Origin of the sequence: Streptosporangium sp. NPDC002721, from assembly GCF_042888905.1 — a bacterium.
In the GTDB taxonomy this organism is placed as follows: domain Bacteria; phylum Actinomycetota; class Actinomycetes; order Streptosporangiales; family Streptosporangiaceae; genus Streptosporangium.
The window spans coordinates 1-17,280 of sequence record NZ_JBIAQI010000009.1; the positions used below are offsets into that span (position 1 = coordinate 1).

Annotated in this window: 16 protein-coding genes and 2 pseudogenes; 15 read left to right on the forward strand and 3 right to left on the reverse strand. The window is 71.7% G+C overall.

Features of this window, described 5'->3' with window-relative positions; genetic code table 11:
• The 5 genes and pseudogenes from ACFYWM_RS13865 to ACFYWM_RS13885 all read left to right on the forward strand — a co-directional run.
• Positions 1–204: pseudogene (locus ACFYWM_RS13865) on the forward strand (hypothetical protein); the annotation flags it as partial.
• Positions 201–986, forward strand: coding sequence for a hydroxypyruvate isomerase family protein (locus ACFYWM_RS13870; protein WP_389913640.1), 786 nt, complete (start codon positions 201–203; stop codon positions 984–986). The pseudogene ACFYWM_RS13865 and the gene ACFYWM_RS13870, both read left to right, overlap by 4 nt.
• 141 nt (positions 987–1,127) lie before the next feature.
• Positions 1,128–1,997 carry a 2-hydroxy-3-oxopropionate reductase gene (locus ACFYWM_RS13875; protein ID WP_389913643.1) on the forward strand — a complete coding sequence of 290 codons (870 nt, stop codon included), beginning with the start codon at positions 1,128–1,130 and terminating at the stop codon, positions 1,995–1,997.
• Entirely contained in the window at positions 1,994–3,724 is a 1,731-nt protein-coding gene (gcl, locus tag ACFYWM_RS13880) for a glyoxylate carboligase (RefSeq protein ID WP_389913646.1), read from the forward strand. Before ACFYWM_RS13875 ends, gcl begins: the two co-directional genes overlap by 4 nt.
• 11 nt (positions 3,725–3,735) lie before the next feature.
• On the forward strand, positions 3,736–5,280 hold the full coding sequence (locus tag ACFYWM_RS13885; protein WP_389913649.1) for an aldehyde dehydrogenase family protein: 1,545 nt from the start codon (positions 3,736–3,738) through the stop codon (positions 5,278–5,280).
• Positions 5,281–5,298: 18 nt separating this feature from the next.
• Here ACFYWM_RS13885 and ACFYWM_RS13890 read toward each other — a convergent pair whose 3' ends face one another.
• Positions 5,299–5,688, reverse strand: a complete 390-nt coding sequence (locus tag ACFYWM_RS13890) for a DUF6703 family protein (protein ID WP_389913652.1) — start codon at positions 5,686–5,688, stop codon at positions 5,299–5,301.
• Between the two features lie 113 nt (positions 5,689–5,801).
• Between ACFYWM_RS13890 and ACFYWM_RS13895 the strand changes: the two genes are divergently transcribed.
• The 6 genes from ACFYWM_RS13895 (at position 5,802) to ACFYWM_RS13920 (ending at position 11,020) form a co-directional block, all read left to right on the forward strand.
• Positions 5,802–6,080, forward strand: a complete 279-nt coding sequence (locus ACFYWM_RS13895; protein WP_362871361.1) for an antibiotic biosynthesis monooxygenase family protein — start codon at positions 5,802–5,804, stop codon at positions 6,078–6,080.
• A 143-nt stretch (positions 6,081–6,223) separates the two neighbouring features.
• The gene (locus ACFYWM_RS13900; protein WP_389913656.1) at positions 6,224–7,609 is read left to right on the forward strand and encodes a glycine--tRNA ligase; all 1,386 of its coding nucleotides are present in this window, start codon (positions 6,224–6,226) and stop codon (positions 7,607–7,609) included.
• A gap of 321 nt (positions 7,610–7,930) precedes the next feature.
• The gene (locus ACFYWM_RS13905; RefSeq protein WP_389913659.1) at positions 7,931–8,104 is read left to right on the forward strand and encodes a hypothetical protein; all 174 of its coding nucleotides are present in this window, start codon (positions 7,931–7,933) and stop codon (positions 8,102–8,104) included.
• A gap of 41 nt (positions 8,105–8,145) precedes the next feature.
• The gene (locus ACFYWM_RS13910) at positions 8,146–9,147 is read left to right on the forward strand and encodes an AAA family ATPase (protein WP_389914424.1); all 1,002 of its coding nucleotides are present in this window, start codon (positions 8,146–8,148) and stop codon (positions 9,145–9,147) included.
• Positions 9,147–10,076: a DUF58 domain-containing protein gene (locus ACFYWM_RS13915; RefSeq protein ID WP_389913661.1), complete on the forward strand. Its 930-nt coding sequence runs from the start codon at positions 9,147–9,149 to the stop codon at positions 10,074–10,076. The genes ACFYWM_RS13910 and ACFYWM_RS13915 overlap by 1 nt, the downstream gene beginning before the upstream one ends.
• Positions 10,073–11,020, forward strand: a complete 948-nt coding sequence (locus ACFYWM_RS13920) for a VWA domain-containing protein (RefSeq protein WP_389913662.1) — start codon at positions 10,073–10,075, stop codon at positions 11,018–11,020. The genes ACFYWM_RS13915 and ACFYWM_RS13920 overlap by 4 nt, the downstream gene beginning before the upstream one ends.
• Positions 11,021–11,059: 39 nt before the next feature.
• Here the strand turns inward: ACFYWM_RS13920 and ACFYWM_RS13925 are convergent, their stop codons facing one another.
• Positions 11,060–11,779, reverse strand: coding sequence for an RNA-guided endonuclease InsQ/TnpB family protein (locus ACFYWM_RS13925; protein WP_389913665.1), 720 nt, complete (start codon positions 11,777–11,779; stop codon positions 11,060–11,062).
• Positions 11,676–12,464, reverse strand: coding sequence for an RNA-guided endonuclease InsQ/TnpB family protein (locus ACFYWM_RS13930; RefSeq protein WP_389913668.1), 789 nt, complete (start codon positions 12,462–12,464; stop codon positions 11,676–11,678). The genes ACFYWM_RS13925 and ACFYWM_RS13930 overlap by 104 nt, the downstream gene beginning before the upstream one ends.
• A 16-nt stretch (positions 12,465–12,480) precedes the next feature.
• Between ACFYWM_RS13930 and ACFYWM_RS13935 the strand changes: the two genes are divergently transcribed.
• The 4 genes and pseudogenes from ACFYWM_RS13935 to ppdK all read left to right on the forward strand — a co-directional run bounded on the left by ACFYWM_RS13935 (position 12,481) and on the right by ppdK (position 17,249).
• Positions 12,481–13,152, forward strand: a complete 672-nt coding sequence (locus tag ACFYWM_RS13935) for a response regulator transcription factor (RefSeq protein ID WP_389913671.1) — start codon at positions 12,481–12,483, stop codon at positions 13,150–13,152.
• Positions 13,149–14,150 (forward strand): annotated as a pseudogene (locus ACFYWM_RS13940) (sensor histidine kinase); the annotation flags it as partial. The gene ACFYWM_RS13935 and the pseudogene ACFYWM_RS13940, both read left to right, overlap by 4 nt.
• Positions 14,151–14,211: 61 nt before the next feature.
• Positions 14,212–14,361, forward strand: a complete 150-nt coding sequence (locus ACFYWM_RS13945; RefSeq protein WP_389914427.1) for a hypothetical protein — start codon at positions 14,212–14,214, stop codon at positions 14,359–14,361.
• A 245-nt stretch (positions 14,362–14,606) separates the two neighbouring features.
• On the forward strand, positions 14,607–17,249 hold the full coding sequence (gene ppdK, locus ACFYWM_RS13950; protein WP_389913674.1) for a pyruvate, phosphate dikinase: 2,643 nt from the start codon (positions 14,607–14,609) through the stop codon (positions 17,247–17,249).
• Positions 17,250–17,280: the final 31 nt, after the last annotated feature.

The following is a 17,280-nucleotide window of genomic DNA, read 5'->3' on the forward strand; positions in this document are numbered from 1 at the left end:
GGACACGCGGGCGCGATCGTCTCCGGTTCCGCGGGCACCGCCCAGGCCAAGAAGGACGCCCTGGAGAAGGTCGGCGTCCGCGTCGGCCGGACCCCTAGCGAGACCGCCCGCCTGATGCGGTCGGTGCTCGCCGAGCTGGGCACGCCGGCGGTGTCGTCGGCGCCGCCCCCGAAGGTCTCCCTGGGCGTGGGGGAGGCGCCGTGAGGTTCGACGTCAACCTCTCCATCCTCTTCACCGAACTGCCGCTGCCGGAGCGTTTCGAGGCGGCGGCCAGGGCGGGCTTCGACGCGGTCGAGCTCTGGTGGCCCTTCGCCGCCCCCTGCCCGGCCGACCGCGAGATCGACGCCCTGCGGCGATCGATCGAGGAGGCCGGGGTGCGCCTGGTCGGCCTCAACTTCGACGCCGGAGACATGGCGGCGGGGGAGCGGGGCCTGCTGTCGCGGCCCGACGGCTCGGCGAGGTTCCAGGCCAACGTCGAGGTCGCGGCGGGCCTGGCCGGAGCGCTCGGCTGCCGGGTGCTCAACGCCCTCTACGGCAACACCGTGGCGGGGCTGCCCCCGGAGGCCCAGCGCGAGCTGGCATTGTCCAACCTCTCCCTCGCGGCGAAGGCGGCGGCCGGGGTCGGCGCCACGGTCGTGGTCGAGGCGCTCAACTCCTACGAGAGCCCCGACTACCCGATCACCTCCTCCGCCGCGGCCTTCGAGGTGATCGACCAGGTGGGCGCGGACAACGTGGCCTTCCTCGCCGACCTGTACCACCTGCACCGGATGGGCGAGGACGTGCTCGCCCTCATCGACACGAGCGCCCACCGGTTCGGCCACGTCCAGATCGCCGACGCCCCCGGCCGGGGGCAGCCGGGCTCCGGCGCCATGCCGTACGACCAGATCTTCGAGCGCCTGGAGACCTCGGGATACCGGGGCCACGTCGGGCTCGAGTACCGCCCCGTCGGTCCCAGCGCCGAGAGCTTCGGCTGGAGGAGCGCTTGACCTCCCGCACAGGCCGCCCGGGGCACACCACCGGATCGCGCGCGGTGACCGGCCGCGCCCCCCGACCCCGGGCCGGAGCCCGGGGTCCCCACCTCGGAGGTATCGATGAACGCTGAGCGAGGGAGGAGCGGTGAGCCGCTCATGAACATCGGATTCATCGGCCTGGGGATCATGGGCAGCCCGATGGCCGCCAACCTGGTCAGGGCCGGGCACACCGTCGTCGGCTACGACACGAGCGCCGAGCGGATGGACGCCCTCGCCGTGGCCGGCGGCAAGTCCGCGGGCAGCGTGGCCGAGGCCGTCGCGCAGGCGGAGGTCGTGATCACCATGCTGCCCGACTCGCCCCAGGTGGAGGAGGTGACCTTCGGCGACGACGGGCTGCTCCAGCAGGGCAGGCGCGGGCTGATCCACATCGACATGAGCACCGTGCGGCCCGAGACCTCCCGCCGGGTCGCGCAGGCCGCGGCCGTCAAGGGCATCAGGGCGCTGGACGCCCCGGTGAGCGGCGGGGAGCGCGGCGCGGTCGACGGCACCCTCTCGATCATGGTCGGCGGGGCCGCCGCCGACTTCGCGGCCGTACGCCCGCTGCTCGCGGTCGTCGGCACGACGATCGTGCACGTGGGGCCCGCCGGGGCCGGGCAGACGGTGAAGGCCGCCAACCAGCTCGTCGTCGGGGGCATCTACGGCCTGGTCGCCGAGGCGATCGTGCTGCTCGAAGCCTCGGGGGTCGACCCCGCGGGCGGGCTCGACGTCCTGGCCGGCGGGCTGGCGGGCTCCCGCATCCTCGACCTCAAGCGGCACTCCATGGTCAGACGCGAGTTCGCGCCCGGCTTCCGGATCGACCTGCACCACAAGGACATGGGCATCGCCGTCGCCGCGGCGCGGGAGGCGGGCGTCTCGCTCCCGCTCACCGGGCTGGTCGCCCAGCTCGTCGCCGCGGCCCGCGCCCAGGGGCACGGCTCCCTCGACCACTCCGCCCTGCTCAAGGTGATCGAAAGGATCAACCAGTGAAGCGGATCCCCTGTATGGAGGCCGTGGTGGCCGTCCTGGAGTCCGAAGGCGTCGACACCGTCTTCGGCATCCCGGGCGCGGCGATCCTCCCGCTCTACGCGGCGCTCCAGCACAGCGACATACGCAACGTCACCGTCCGCCACGAGGAGGGCGGCACGCACGCCGCCGACGGCTGGGCCCGGGTCACGGGCAACGTCGGCGTCTGCATCGGCACCTCGGGACCGGCCGGCACCAACATGATCACCGGCCTCTACACCGCCCTCGCCGACTCCATCCCCATGATCTGCATCACCGGGCAGGCGGCGCGCGACAAGCTCCACCAGGAGGCGTTCCAGGCGGTCGACATCGTGGAGATCGCCAAGCCCGTCACCAAGTGGGCGGTCCAGCTCAAGGAGCCGGCCCAGGCCCCCTGGGTGTTCAGGGAGGCCTTCAGGATCGCCAGGTCCGGCCGGCCGGGCCCCGTCCTGATCGACCTGCCGATCGACGTGCAGCGCGGCACCTGCCTGTACGACCCGGAGATCGACGTCCCGCTCCCCGTCGACGTCCCGCGGCCCACGGCTCCGGCGGTCCGGGCGGCGATCGACATGCTCCTCGCCGCCCGGCGGCCCCTCATCCTGGCCGGCGGCGGGGTGGTCATCGCCGACGCCGACGCCGAGCTGCGCGCGCTCGCCGAGCACCTGCAGGTTCCCGTCCAGGTGACGCTGATGGGCAAGGGGGCCTTCCCCGAGGACCACCCCCTGTTCGCCGGGATGGCGGGCATCCAGACCCAGACGCGCTGGGGCAACGCGGCGCTGCTGGAGAGCGACCTGGTGCTCGCGGTGGGCGCCAGGTTCGGCGACCGGCACACCGGCGACCTCGACACCTACCGCCGGGGGCGCAAGTTCATCCACGTCGACATCGAGCCCACCCAGATCGGCAAGGTCTTCGAGCCCGACCTGGGCGTGGTCGGCCACGCCCGGCCCACGCTGGCGGCCCTGGCCCAGGAGGCGGGCGACCGTACCGAGGCCCGCCGTCCCGGGAAGTGGCCCGCGCGGGTCGCCGAGCTGCGCGAAACGCTGCTGCGGCGCGACGACTTCGACGACGTGCCGATCAAGCCGCCGAGGGTCTTCAAGGAGCTGAACGACTTCTACGGCCCCGACACGACGTTCGTCACCGCGATCGGCCTCTACCAGATCTGGTCGGGGCAGTTCCAGAAGACCTACCTCCCGCGCCGCTACCTCGTCTGCGGGCAGGCCGGGCCGCTGGGCTGGGAGGTGCCGGCCGCGATGGGCGTCAAGTGCGCCTACCCGGAGCGGCAGGTGGTCGCCGTGGCGGGCGACTACTCCTTCCAGTTCCTGATGGAGGAGATCGCCGTCGCCGCCCAGTACCACATCCCGTTCGTCATCGTGATGATCAACAACGAGTATCTCGGGCTGATCCGCCAGGCCGAGATCCCCTACGACATGAACTACGCCGTCGACCTCCACTACGGCGAGGGCGGTGTCGACCACGTGAAGCTCATGGAGGCGTTCGGCTGTCCTGCCCGGCGCGTCGAGCTGCCCGGCGAGATCGGCGACGCGCTGGCCTGGGCGAGCGCCGAGTCCGACCGGCAGCGGCTCCCGGTGCTGGTCGAGGTCATGGTCGAGAGAGAGGCCAACGCGGCCATGGGCCCCTCGCTCGACGCGATCAAGGAGTTCGAGCCGCTGCCCGAGCAGGAGCTCGCCCTGGCCATCGACTGGTCCGACTGAGGAGACCGCTCATGTCACTCATGCTCAAGCCCGGGACGGCCTGGTCCGACGCCTACGACCGGTGCGTGGCGGCGGCGCCACAGGCCTTCCACGACGACCGGGTGCTCAACCACTGGGGCGGCTTCTGGCAGCGCGACGGCCGCCCGGAGCCCGCGGCCTCGCCGGTGGACGGCACCGCCATCGCCGGCCCGCCCCGCCTCGACAGGGCCACCGCCCTGCGCGCGGTGCGGGCCGGGCTCGACGAGCACCGCCTCTGGCGCCACGTGCCGCTCGCCGAGCGCAAGGCCCGCGTCACGGCGGCGCTGGACGCGATGACCGCCCACCGCGACCTGCTCACCCTGCTGCTGGTCTGGGAGATCGGCAAGCCGTGGAAGCTCGCCGCGGCCGACGTCGACCGGTGCATCGAGGGGGTGCGCTGGTACGTCGGGGAGATCGACCGGATGGTCGCCGGCCGCGTCCCCCTGGCCGGCCCCGTCAGCAACATCGCCAGCTGGAACTACCCGATGAGCGTGCTGATGCACGCCATGCTCGTGCAGGCCCTCGCGGGCAACGCGGTCATCGCCAAGGCGCCCACCGACGGCGGGCTCGCCTGCCTCACCCTCGCGACCGCGCTCGCCGCCCAGGAGGGGCTGCCGTTCACCCTCGTCAGCGGCGGGGGAGCCGAGCTCTCCCCGGCGCTGGTGCGCGGCAAGGAGCTGGGCTGCGTCTCCTTCGTCGGCGGGCGCGACGCGGGCGGGCAGGTGGCCACCTCGCTCGCCGACCTCGGCCACCGGCACGTCCTGGAGCAGGAGGGGCTCAACTGCTGGGGGGTGTGGGAGTACGGCGACTGGGAGCTGCTCACCGGGCAGATCCGCAAGAGCTTCGACTACGCCAAGCAGCGCTGCACGGCCTACCCGCGCTTCGTGGTGCAGCGCTCGCTGTTCCACGAGTTCCTCACCGCCTACCTGCCCGCGGTCCGGTCGGTGCGGTTCGGCCACCCGCTCGCCGTGGAGGGGGCCGGCGACCCGCCGCCCGAGCTCGACTTCGGCCCGCTGATCACCGGCGCCAAGGTCAAGGAGCTCACCGACCAGGTGGACGAGGCGGTGGCCAAGGGCGGGATCCCCCTCTACCGGGGCTCCCTCGACGACGGGCTGTTCCTGCCCGGCCAGGACACCTCGGGCTACCTGGCGCCCGTCGCCATCCTCGCCCCGCCCCGCTCGTCCCCGCTCTTCCACGCCGAGCCCTTCGGGCCGGTCGACACCGTCGTGCTGGTCGACACCGAGGCCGAGCTGCTGGCCGCGATGAACGCCAGCAACGGCGCGCTGGTCGCCACGATCTCCTGCGACGACGAGGAGACCGTGAGGCGGCTCGCCCCGGAGGTGCGGGCGTTCAAGGTGGGCATCAACGCGCCCCGCTCGCGCGGTGACCGGGAGGAGCTGTTCGGCGGCCTCGGCGCCTCCTGGCGGGGGGCCTTCGTCGGCGGCGAGCTGCTCGTCCGGGCCGTCACCCAGGGGCCCGAGAGCGAGCGCCTGCCGGGAAACTTCCCCGGCTACACCCTCCTGCCCGCGTCCCGCTGACGTCCGGAGAGGGAGGCCTCAGAAGGCGCCGAAGCGGTCGGCGGCGAGCAGGACCAGGAAGGTGAGCAGCGCGACGCGCAGCAGGCGCCCCCCTGTCCCCAGGGACGGCCACGACATGTAGGCGAGCCAGCAGACGAACCCGATCACCGGAAGCACGGCGACGCCGCCCCAGAAGGACGGCACCGCGAATCCGGCCAGGAGGAGGACGACCAGCACCACCGGGGCGATCCACCGGGGAAGCTGGAACAGGAAGACGAGCGGGGCCGCACTGCGCCGCTCGACCTTCCGCCGCAGGCCGGTCGCCCCCGGCGTGAAGAACTGTTCACCCGGGGGCAGCGGGCGCCTGCCCTGCCTGGGGCGGGGCTGTGCCAGCGGGTGCGCGGGGCGTTCTGGACGCTTGTCGGCCACGGGTCGAGCCTAACGCCACCGCGCCCGCCGCGACATGCCCGGAGCCCGCGAAGCCCGGAGGTCGGGGGCATGGCGTCGCGAGGCCCGGAGGCCGGCTCTGGCATGCTGGGCGGATGCTTGCTCTCATCCGCTATTCGGTGCCGCCGGGCCAGACCGAGGAGTTCACGCTCCGGGCCCACGAGATCGTCGACACCCTGGCCGGGCAGCCGGGCTACCTGCGCGGCCGGGTGTCCAGGTCGGTCGACGAGCCGGAGCTGTGGGCGCTGGTCAGCGAGTGGGAGGGCGCGGGGTTCTACCGCAGGGCGCTGGGCGCGGCGCGGATGGCGATGTATCCGCTGATGACACTCATGATCAACGAGCCGAGCGCGTTCGAGGACGTCGAGCGCCCCTGACGGCCCGCCCTCCGTACCGGCGAAGCTTTGCCGGGGAGCAGGGGGCGGCATGGTTTAACCGCACGTCCCGAGGGTCGGTCTCCCCTAAGCTGGAGGCTCAATCAATTCCTCGCCGACCTCCAGCCGGATGGAGATTTTCCCTTATGGCACGCCGTACGGACATCATGGACACCATCGTCAGCCTCGCCAAGCGGCGTGGTCTTGTGTACCCCTCCAGCGAGATCTACGGCGGCCTGCGCGCGTCGTGGGACTACGGTCCGCTGGGCGTGGAGCTCAAGAACAACGTGAAGCGGCAGTGGTGGAAGACCGTGGTGCAGGGGCGTGACGACGTGGTCGGCCTCGACTCCTCGGTGATCCTGGCCCGCGAGGTGTGGCAGGCCAGCGGCCACGTGGAGACCTTCACGGACCCGTTGACCGAGTGCCAGTCGTGCCACAAGCGCTACCGGGCCGACCACCTCGAAGAGGCTTACCAGGAAAAGCACGGCAAGCCCGCGGCGGGCGGCCTAGCCGACATCACCTGCCCCAACTGCGGCACCAAGGGCGCCTTCACCTCGCCGAAGCAGTTCAGCGGTCTGCTGAAGACCTACCTCGGCGCGGTCGAGGACGAGTCGGGCCTCGCCTACCTGCGTCCCGAGACCGCCCAGGGCATCTTCATCAACTACCTCAACGTGCAGCAGTCGGCGCGCAGGAAGGTCCCGTTCGGCATCGGCCAGATCGGCAAGTCGTTCCGCAACGAGATCACCCCGGGCAACTTCATCTTCCGCACCCGCGAGTTCGAGCAGATGGAGATGGAGTTCTTCGTCAAGCCGGGCAGCGACGAGGAGTGGCACCAGTACTGGATCGACGAGCGCTTCCGCTGGTACACCGACCTGGGCATCAACAAGGACAATCTGCGCATCTACGAGCACCCGCAGGAGAAGCTCTCCCACTACTCCAAGCGGACCGTCGACATCGAGTACCGCTTCAACTTCACCGGCACCGAGTGGGGTGAGCTGGAGGGCATCGCCAACCGCACCGACTTCGACCTGACCGCGCACGGCAAGGCCTCCGGCACCGACCTGAGCTTCTTCGAGCAGGACACCGGCGAGCGCTACGTCCCGTATGTCATCGAGCCGGCCGCCGGTGTCGACCGGGCCACGCTCACCTTCCTGATCGACGCCTACACCGAGGACGAGGCGCCCAACGCCAAGGGCGTCATGGAGAAGCGCACGGTCATGCGCCTCGACCACCGGCTCGCGCCGGTCAAGGTCGCGGTGCTCCCGCTGTCGCGCAACGCCGACCTGTCGCCCAAGGCCAAGGACCTGGCCGCCGAGCTCCGCCGCCGCTGGAACGTGGAGTTCGACGACGCGGGCGCGATCGGCCGCCGCTACCGCCGCCAGGACGAGATCGGCACGCCGTTCTGCATCACCGTCGACTTCGACACGCTCGACGACCAGGCGGTGACCATCCGCGAGCGCGACTCGATGGCCCAGGAGCGCGTGGCTCTCGACCAGGTCGACTCCTACCTCCGTCAGCACCTCAACGACTGAGGTCGGCTTCGCTCCACCTGCCACGGCCGGCGACCCCCACACCAGGGGGCCGCCGGCCGTCGCCTTTCCCGGCCCCGACTCCCGGCCCTGGCCCCGACTCCCGGCCCCGGCCCCGGCCCGACTCCCGGCCCCGGCCCCGGCCCCGGCCTTCCCCCGGCCCCCCGCCATGGGCCCGGCTCTTAAGCGCGCCCCCGAACCCCTCCCGCCCTCTCCCCACCTGGTGGACCGGGGCGAAAGACGAGATAAAAAGCAGGCTTACAGCGGTTTTCGGAGGCATTTGATGACATCAGGGTGATCGTTCGTTCGACGAAAGGAAGAACGATGGCGCGCGTATCACCTTGGAAGGCCGTTCCGGGGGTGGTCGCCCTCGGCGGGGTCGTCTTCCTGCTCACCGGGAGTGCCGCTCACGCCGACCCGCGACCCGCCCACGGCGCGATCGAGCTGCGGCTGCTCGCCGACGACTGCCCGGCCCCGACCTCCGCGACCGCCCCGTGAACGAGCACGCCGAGCGCACCGACCACATGAAAACCGGCCACATGAAAGAGGTCATGGGCGACGCGCCGGAGAGCGCCGTGCTCGGGCGGGCGCTGTTCGAGGTCAAGCGGGTGATCGTCGGTCAGGACCGCATGGTCGAGCGCCTGCTCGTCGCCGTCCTCGCCCGGGGACACTGCCTCCTGGAGGGGGTTCCGGGCATCGCCAAGACGCTGGCGGCCGAGACGCTCGCCGGTGTCGTGGGCGGCTCGTTCGCCCGGATCCAGTTCACCCCCGACCTGGTGCCCGCCGACATCGTCGGCACCCGCATCTACCGGCCGTCCACGGAGAGCTTCGACATCGAGCTGGGCCCGGTGATGGCCAACTTCGTGCTCGCCGACGAGATCAACAGGGCTCCGGCGAAGGTCCAGTCGGCGCTGCTGGAGGTGATGGCCGAGCGCCAGGTGAGCATCGGCGGGCGTACCCACCCGGTGCCCGCCCCGTTCCTCGTCCTGGCGACCCAGAACCCGATCGAGTCGGAGGGCGTCTACCACCTGCCCGAGGCCCAGCGGGACCGCTTCCTGATGAAGATCGACGTGGGGTACCCGAGCGAGTCGGAGGAGCTCGCGATCCTCTACCGGATGAGCGTCGGCCGCCCGGTCACCCGGCGGGTGCTCGACCCGCGGCGGCTGCTGGCCCTCCAGGCGGCCGTGGACGACGTCTTCGTCCACCACGCCGTCGCCGAGTACGCGGTCCGGCTGGTGTACGCGACCCGGGAGCCCGCGCGGTTCGGGCTGGCGGACGTCGCCCCGCTGCTCGCCTTCGGCGCGAGCCCGCGGGCGACGCTCGGCCTGGTCGCCGCGGCCCGCGCGCTGGCGCTGCTGCGCGGGCGCGACTACGTGCTGCCCGAGGACGTCGCGGACCTGGCCGGCGACGTCATCGCGCACCGGCTGGTGCCGTCGTTCGACGCGCTCGCCGACGACGTCTCCCCCCGGCACATCGTGGACCGGGTGGCCGCGGCGATCCCGATGCCCAGGATCGCCCCCGGTCAGGGAGAGGCGGCCTGATGCGGCACCTGCTGTCCGAGCGGGTGCTCCGGCGGCTGGAGCTGACGGTCGTCAGGCGCCTCGACGGGCTGCTCCAGGGCGACCACCGGGGCCTGACCCCGGGACCCGGCGGCGAGCCCGCCGAGGCGAGGCCGTACGCGCCGGGTGACGACGTGCGCCGGATGGACTGGAACGTCACCGCGCGCACGACGGAGCCGCACGTGCGGGACATGATCGCCGACCGGGAGCTGGAGACCTGGGTGCTGCTCGACGCCAGCGCCAGCATGGACTTCGGCACCGCGCTGATGGAGAAGCGGGAACTCGCGCTCGCCGCCGTCGCGGCGGTCGGGTTCCTCACCGAGCGGACGGGCAACCGGGTCGGGGCGCACCTGCTGCACGGCGGCGAGGTCCGGCGCTTCCCCGCCAGGAGCGGGCGCCCGCACCTCATGGCGCTGCTGAACGCGGTGTTCTCGCTGCCGCGCACCGAGCCGGGCGTCCCGACGCCACGGATCGGCCCGGCCGCCGACGACCTGCGCCGGGCCGTGCGCCGCCGCGGGCTCGTGGTCGTCGTCTCGGACTTCCTCGACCCCCCGGAGACCTGGGAGAGGCCGCTGCGCCACCTCGCGCTACGCCACCAGCTCCTCGCGGTGGAGGTCGTCGACCCCAGGGAGCTGACCCTGCCCGACGTGGGCGTGCTCACCCTCGTCGACCCGGAGACCGGCCGCCGCAGGGAGGTCTCCACGGCCGGTGCCCGCCTCCGCGAGCGCTACGCCGAGGCGGCGGCGGGCCAGCGGGCGGCCATCGCGAACGCCCTGCGCCGGTGCGGGGCCGCCCACCTGCGCCTGGACACCGACCGCGACTGGGTCCGCGACCTGGTCCGTCACGTCGTGCTGCAGCGCCGCCTGGCACGGGCCCGTGGTGCGCAGGGTGCGAGAGGGGGAGTGGCATGACGTTCCTGTCTCCCGTCTGGTTGTGGCTGCTGGTTCCCGCCCTGATGATCGCGGTTCTGTACGTCGTCATGTACCTGCGGCGCAGCCGGTACGCCCTGCGGTTCACCAACCTGGACCTGCTGGACAAGCTCGCGCCCAGGGGGCCCGGGTGGCGCAGGCACGTGCCCGCCGCGGCGTTCATGGGGATGCTGGTGCCCCTCGTCGTCGGGTTCGCGCGGCCGACGGCCGAGGTGCGGGTCCCGAGGGAGCGGGCGACGATCGTCGTGGCGTTCGACGTCTCGGCGTCGATGCAGGCCACGGACGTGGCGCCGAACCGGTTCGCGGCGGCGCGGGAGGCCGCGCGGCGCTTCGCCGGGGAGCTGCCCGGCCGGTTCAACCTGGGCCTGGTCACGTTCTCGTCCTCGGCCTCGGTGAGCGTGCCGCCCACCGCCGACAGGGCGGCGGTGCTGTCCGCGATCGACCGGCTCACCACGGACTCCGGTACGGCCATCGGCGAGGCGGTGTTCTCCTCCCTCGACGCGATCGACGCCCTGGAGAGCGGCGAGGGCGGGGAGAGGCCGCCCGCCCACATCGTGCTGATGTCCGACGGGTCCAGCACCATGGGCCGGACGCCGGAGCTGGCCGCGCGGGAGGCGGCCTCCCGGCGCGTGCCGGTCTCGACCATCGCGTACGGCACCTCCGACGGCACGATCCAGATGGGTGGCCGGGAGACGCGGGTACCGGTGGACGGCCCGGCGCTGCGCGAGCTGGCGGAGAGCACCGGCGGAGGGTTCTACGAGGCGGCCTCCGGCGGCGAGCTGCGGGCGGTCTACGACGACATCGGCAGCTCGGTGGGCTACCGGACCGAGCGGCAGGAGGTCTGGCCGTGGTTCGTGGGGGTGGCTCTGCTCGGCGCGGTCGTGGCGGCCGGGACCTCCCTGTTCTGGTTCTCGAAGATCCTTTGACATCCTCCCCCGCCTGAAGGCGGGGGATTCCAACGGCACCTACCCCACGAAGAGGAGGTCGCGTTGAGGTTCGCGGTTCACCGGCCTGCCCAACGGCAAGCCTCCCCGCGCGGCCACCGCGTGCCCCGCGGCGGTATCTCGGATGTTTCTCGCCGCGTTGACGTCGGCGTTGACCTGATGCCCGCAGGCCACGCACCGGAAGAGCGCTTGGCTCTCGCGACTCTCCCCGGCACGGTGCCCACAGGCGTTGCAGGTCTGCGACGTGAAACACGGATCGATCTTCTGAACCCGGCCCGGAGCCTTGTGCTCCAGCCGGGTCACGAGCCGACCCCATCCGGCGGCGAGGATGCCCCGGTTCAGGCCCGCCTTCTGCCGGACGTTACGACCCGGCACCTCGATCGTGCCGCGAGCGGAACGGGTCATCGCGGAGACCTTCAACTCCTCGACCGCGATCACCTCGAAACGGCGCGCCAGATCGGTGCTGATCTTCTCCACCCAGTCCTTACGCCGATCGGCCTCACGAGCCCTCAGGCGAGCGACGGCGAGCTTCACCTTCGTGCGCCGGTTCGACCCGCGCCTGGCCCTGGCGAGCTTTCGCCGCAGCCTGAGCAGCCGTTTCCTCTCGGTGTCGCGCAGGGCGGGCACGCTCAGCAGCTCACCCGTGGACAGTGCCGCCGACACGACCACGCCTCGGTCCACCCCGACGATCCCACCCGCATCCGGTGCGGGAATCGGCTCGGGAATCGCGGCGAACGCCACATGCCAACGCCCCGCCGCATCTCGGGTGACCCGGTAGGACCTCGCCGTCGGTGACGGGGCGCGACCAGCGAAACCGCACCCACCCCACCTTCTGGATCTTCACCTCGCCCACGTTACGCGACACCCGCCGCACATCACCGGGTGTGACCGCGACGATCCGAAAGCCCTCGCCGCGTCCCCGGCTGCGCCATGTCGGCTTGCGGTGAGTTCTACCGAAAAAGTTCGCCATCGCCTGCGCGAAGTCCTTGAGCGCCTGCTGCTGAACGATCACCGATCCGGCGCCCAACCACGCGAACGCGGCCCGCGCCTCGGTGAGCTGACGGCACTGCTCGGCGAACCCCGGCGCAGACCCCCTGCCCGGCCTCCAATGAGCGTGCTGCTCTACCGCGAGATTCCATACAAACCGGGCATGCCCGCAGTGCTCCAGCAACGCCCGCTCCTGAGCGGGCGAGGGCTGAAGCCGAAACCGCGACACGCCGACCAACCTACCGACACCTCCCGACAAAACCGGGAGACCACCATGCCCGCTCCTGAAGGACAGGGCATCCACGCTGCAAGGTTTCGGTGAACGGAGGCGCACGGGCCATCCGGGAGTGATTGGAGAAATGAACGGAAGCGGAGGGAAGGGAATGCGAGGGAAGAGAAGCGCGGCATGGCGGTGGCATCCGCGTTTCCGGCCGCGCACGACCTAGGTTCGTACCATGCGACTGCTCGTTGTCGAAGATGAGGAAGACCTGGTCGACGCCCTGCGCGTGGGGCTCGTCCGGGCCGGATACGCGGTCGACGTCGCCCACGACGTGGCCCAGGCGCGGGAGAAGCTGCGGGTCAACTCGTACGACCTGGTCCTTCTCGACCTCAACCTGCCCGGAGGGGACGGTTTCGAGGTGTGCCGGGCGCTGCGCGGGACCGACCAGGGCCAGGCCGTGCGGATCATCATGGTGACCGCGCGGGACCGGCTGGACGACCGGGTCAGGGGGCTGGACGAGGGCGCCGACGACTACCTGGTCAAACCGTTCGCCTTCCCCGAGCTCCTGGCCCGCGTCCGCGCGCTGCTCCGCAGGGAGCCGGGCGGCGGTACCGCGATCCTGCAGGTGGGGGCGCTGCGGCTGGACACCTCCCGGGTGGAGGCCCACTCGACCGGGCGCGAGCTGGGCCTCACCCCGAAGGAGTTCGGGGTCCTGCACTACCTGATGACCCGCCCCGGGCACGTCGTCTCCGCCGAGGAGCTCCTGGAGCACGTCTGGGACGAGCACACCGACCCGTTCACCAACACCGTGCGGGTGACGGTCGGGAACCTGCGGCGCAAGCTCGGCGCCGACGCCGTGATCGAGACCGTGGTCAGCAAGGGCTACCGGTTACGGGAGGACACATGAGGCTCTCCTTCGTGCAGACGATCCGCTTCCGGCTGACCGTCCTGTACTCCAGCCTGCTGTTCCTGCTCACCGCGCTGGTCATCGGCCTGCTGTACGTCGCCGTGGCCAGGAGCGCCGAGGAGCGGCCCTACACCGTCCAGCAGGCCAAGCTCTACAGCGTCGACACCGAGCGCTACGTCGGCAAGGCCCCCGTCGTCGAGCTCGCCGAGGTCGAGAACGCGGTCAACCTGCTCACCCTGCGGACCCTGCGCGACTACTCGTTCCTCACCCTGGGCGGGCTCTTCCTGGCGAGCTTCGGCATCGGGTGGGTCCTGTCGGGCCGGGTGCTGCGCCCGGTGCGCTCGATCACCAGGGCGGCCGCCGAGATCCAGGGCAGCGACCTGTCGCGGCGGATCCTGCTCACCGGCCCGAAGGACGAGCTCCGCGACCTCGCCGACACCGTCGACACCATGCTCGGCCGCCTTGAGGGCGCCTTCCTGGCGCAGCGGCAGCTGATCGGCGACGCCTCGCACGAGCTGCGCAGCCCGCTGGCCATCATCCGGGCCAACGTGGACGCCGTCCTCGCCTCGCCCGACAGCACCGAGGAGGAGCGGATGCGCGCGGTGGCCATCGTGGACCGGGCCACCACCCGGATGACCCGCCTGGTCGAGGACCTGCTGGCGACCGCGCGCCGGTCCGCGCCCGCGCTGGCCGACGCCGAGGCGGACGTGGGGACGCTGGCCGCCGAGGCGGCCGAGGAGTTCACCACGCTCGCGGCCGGGCGCGGCCTGTCGATCCGCAGGACGCTGCCCGCCGGGCTGCGCGGGGTGGGGGACCACGACGCCCTGCGCCGGGCCGTGGGCAACCTGCTCTCCAACGCGGTACGGCTCGCGCCCGGCGGGAGCGAGGTCGTCGTGGCGGCCGGACGTGCCGGGGGCTGGATCTGGGTGGCGGTGCGCGACGCCGGGCCCGGGGTGCCCGAGGACGACCACGCGCGGGTGTTCGACCGGTTCTGGCGCGGCCAGACCAGCCGCCGCGACCGGCACAGCGGGCCTGGGCCTGGCGATCGTCCGCCAGATCGTGGAGTCGCACGGCGGGCATGTGCGCCTGTTCTCCCGGCTGGGCGAGGGGAGCGTGTTCGTGCTGTGGCTGCCGCCCGGCGAGGGCCCCGCCGAGGGGGAGGTTCCCGACCTGAACCCCCTCGCCGAGGCGGGCCCGGCGGGCCGCTGAACCGGCCGTGAACGGGTTTGAATGCGCACGGAATTGGTTTATACCAATTGGTGTAAACCAATTTTCCGGACGATCGATATCGTCCGATATTCGGGCTTGATTTGAATTGGATTAGACCGGTTTACCTGTCCTGACCTGCGAAGATGTCCCTTCAAGAGGTGGGTGCCGTTTCATCGCCTTGTTGGTCGGTAGAGTCCGGAGAGAGGCGGAACCAGACGGCGTTTGAAGTCGCAGAAGGAGCAACCGTGCCGAAGTACGTTTACGACTTCACCGAGGGCAACAAAGATCTCAGGGACCTGCTCGGCGGCAAGGGCGCGAACCTCGCCGAGATGACCAACCTCGGGCTGCCGGTGCCGCCCGGTTTCACCATCACCACCGAGGCGTGCCGGAGCTTCCTCGCGGACGGGGTCGTTCCCGAGGGGATGCAGGAGGAGGTCTCCGGGCACCTGGCCGCCCTGGAGGCCACGATGGGCCGCCGGCTGGGCCAGGCCGACGACCCGCTCCTGGTGAGCGTGCGCTCCGGGGCCGCGTTCTCCATGCCCGGCATGATGGAGACCGTCCTCAACATCGGGCTCAACGACGACTCGGTGCACGGGCTGGCCAAGCAGGCCGGCGGCAACGAGCGCTTCGCCTGGGACTCCTACCGGCGCCTCATCCAGATGTTCGGCAAGACCGTCCAGGACATCGACGGTGAGCTCTTCGACCACGCCCTGGAGGAGCTCAAGGGCGGCCGCGACGACCTGGAGCTGGAGGCGGACGACTTCAAACGCCTGGTCGCGACGTACAAGGAGATCGTGCGCGACAGGACCGGCGAGGACTTCCCCGCCGACCCGCACCTGCAGATGCGCATGGCGGTGGAGGCGGTGTTCGCGTCGTGGAACGCCCCGCGCGCGGTCCTGTACCGCCGCCAGGAGCGCATCCCGGCCGACCTGGGCACCGCGGTCAGCGTCTGCTCGATGGTCTTCGGCAACTGCGGCATGGACTCCGGCACCGGGGTGGCCTTCACCCGCGACCCCGGCAGCGGCCAGCAGGGCGTGTACGGCGACTACCTGCAGAACGCCCAGGGCGAGGACGTGGTCGCGGGCATCCGCAACACCATGCGGCTGCAGGAGCTGGAGAGCATCGACAAGACCGTCTACGACGAGCTCATGCGGACGATGAAGACGCTGGAGGACCACTACCGCGACCTGTGCGACATCGAGTTCACGGTCGAGCGCGGCAAGCTCTGGATGCTCCAGACCCGGGTGGGCAAGCGGACCCCGGGCGCCGCGTTCCGTATCGCCGTGCAGCTCGTCGACCAGGGGATGATCGACCTCGACGAGGCCGTGACCCGGGTGAACGGCGACCAGCTCGCCCAGCTCATGTTCCCCAGGTTCGCCGACGACGCCGGCAGCAAGGTGATCGCCAAGGGGATGAACGCCTCGCCGGGCGCGGCCGTCGGCAAGGCCGTCTTCTCCACGGACCGGGCCGTCGAGCTCGCCGGGCGGGGGGAGGCCGTCATCCTGGTCCGCCGGGAGACCAACCCCGACGACCTGGCCGGGATGATCGCCGCCCAGGGCGTGCTGACGAGCCGCGGGGGCAAGACCTCGCACGCCGCCGTGGTCGCCAGGGGCATGGGCAAGACCTGCGTCTGCGGCGCCGAGGAGCTGGACGTCTCCGCCGCGGACCGCACGTTCACCACGGCCTCCGGCCTCGTGGTCTCCGAGGGTGACGTCATCTCCATCGACGGCACCAGCGGGGCCGTCTACCTCGGCGAGGTGCCGGTGGTCCCCTCCCCGGTCGTGGAGTACTTCGAGGGCTCGGGCGACCGGGACGACGAGCTCGTCCGCGCCGTGCACCGGATCATGTCCCACGCCGACGAGGTACGCCGGATGGACGTGCGCGCCAACGCCGACACCGGCGAGGACTCCGCCAGGGCGCGCCGGTTCGGCGCCCAGGGCATCGGGCTCTGCCGCACCGAGCACATGTTCCTCGGCGAACGCCGGGCCCTGGTCGAGGACCTGGTGCTGGCCACCTCCACGGAGGAGCGCGAGCGGGCGCTGGCCGCGCTGGAGCCGCTGCAGCGGGCGGACTTCACGAAGATCTTCCAGGCGATGGAGGGCCTGCCCGTCACGATCCGCCTGATCGACCCGCCGCTGCACGAGTTCCTGCCCGACTACACCGAGCTGTCGGTGAAGGTCGCCCTCGCCGGTGACGCGGCGCAGGAGAAGGACCGCAAACTCCTGGTCGCGCTCAAGCGGCTCCGGGAGGAGAACCCGATGCTGGGCCTGCGCGGCGTCCGGCTCGGCCTGGTCATCCCCGGCGTGTTCGCCATGCAGGTCCGGGCGATCGCGGAGGCGGCCAGGGCCGTGCCCGGCAGCCGCCCGGAGATCATGATTCCGCTGGTGGCCGCCGTACAGGAGCTGGAGCACGTCAAGGACGAGGCGCGGCGGATCCTGGAGGAGGCCGGCGTCGACGCGCTGATCGGCACGATGATCGAGGTGCCCCGCGCGGCGCTGACCGCCGGCCAGATCGCCGAGGCCGCCCAGTTCTTCTCCTTCGGCACCAACGACCTGACCCAGATGACCTGGGGCTTCTCCCGGGACGACGTCGAGGCCGCCTTCTTCGCCAAGTATCTGGAGCTGGGCGTCTTCGGTGTCTCCCCGTTCGAGACCCTGGACCGCGACGGTGTCGGCGGGCTCGTCGAGATCGCCGTCGAGCGGGGCCGCGCGACCCGTCCCGACCTGAAGCTGGGCATCTGCGGCGAGCACGGCGGCGATCCGGACTCGATCCACTTCTGCCACCAGGCCGGTCTCGACTACGTGTCCTGCTCGCCGTTCCGCATCCCGGTCGCCCGCCTGGAGGCCGCCCGCGCCACCCTGACGTGCGGCGGCTCCGACACCCGCTGACCCCCGGCCCCTTCGCGGAGCGCACCGCCTC

Bases quoted from the DNA above. Each gene is read 5' to 3' on its own strand.
- ACFYWM_RS13875 (WP_389913643.1), top strand. From the start codon at position 1,128: ATGAACATCGGATTCATCGGCCTGGGGATCATGGGCAGCCCGATGGCC.
- ACFYWM_RS13900 (WP_389913656.1), top strand. From the start codon at position 6,224: ATGGCACGCCGTACGGACATCATGGACACCATCGTCAGCCTCGCCAAG.
- ACFYWM_RS13885 (WP_389913649.1), top strand. From the start codon at position 3,736: ATGTCACTCATGCTCAAGCCCGGGACGGCCTGGTCCGACGCCTACGAC.
- ACFYWM_RS13915 (WP_389913661.1), top strand. From the start codon at position 9,147: ATGCGGCACCTGCTGTCCGAGCGGGTGCTCCGGCGGCTGGAGCTGACG.
- ACFYWM_RS13895 (WP_362871361.1), top strand. From the start codon at position 5,802: ATGCTTGCTCTCATCCGCTATTCGGTGCCGCCGGGCCAGACCGAGGAG.
- ACFYWM_RS13905 (WP_389913659.1), top strand. From the start codon at position 7,931: ATGGCGCGCGTATCACCTTGGAAGGCCGTTCCGGGGGTGGTCGCCCTC.
- ACFYWM_RS13920 (WP_389913662.1), top strand. From the start codon at position 10,073: ATGACGTTCCTGTCTCCCGTCTGGTTGTGGCTGCTGGTTCCCGCCCTG.
- ACFYWM_RS13935 (WP_389913671.1), top strand. From the start codon at position 12,481: ATGCGACTGCTCGTTGTCGAAGATGAGGAAGACCTGGTCGACGCCCTG.
- ACFYWM_RS13910 (WP_389914424.1), top strand. From the start codon at position 8,146: ATGAAAGAGGTCATGGGCGACGCGCCGGAGAGCGCCGTGCTCGGGCGG.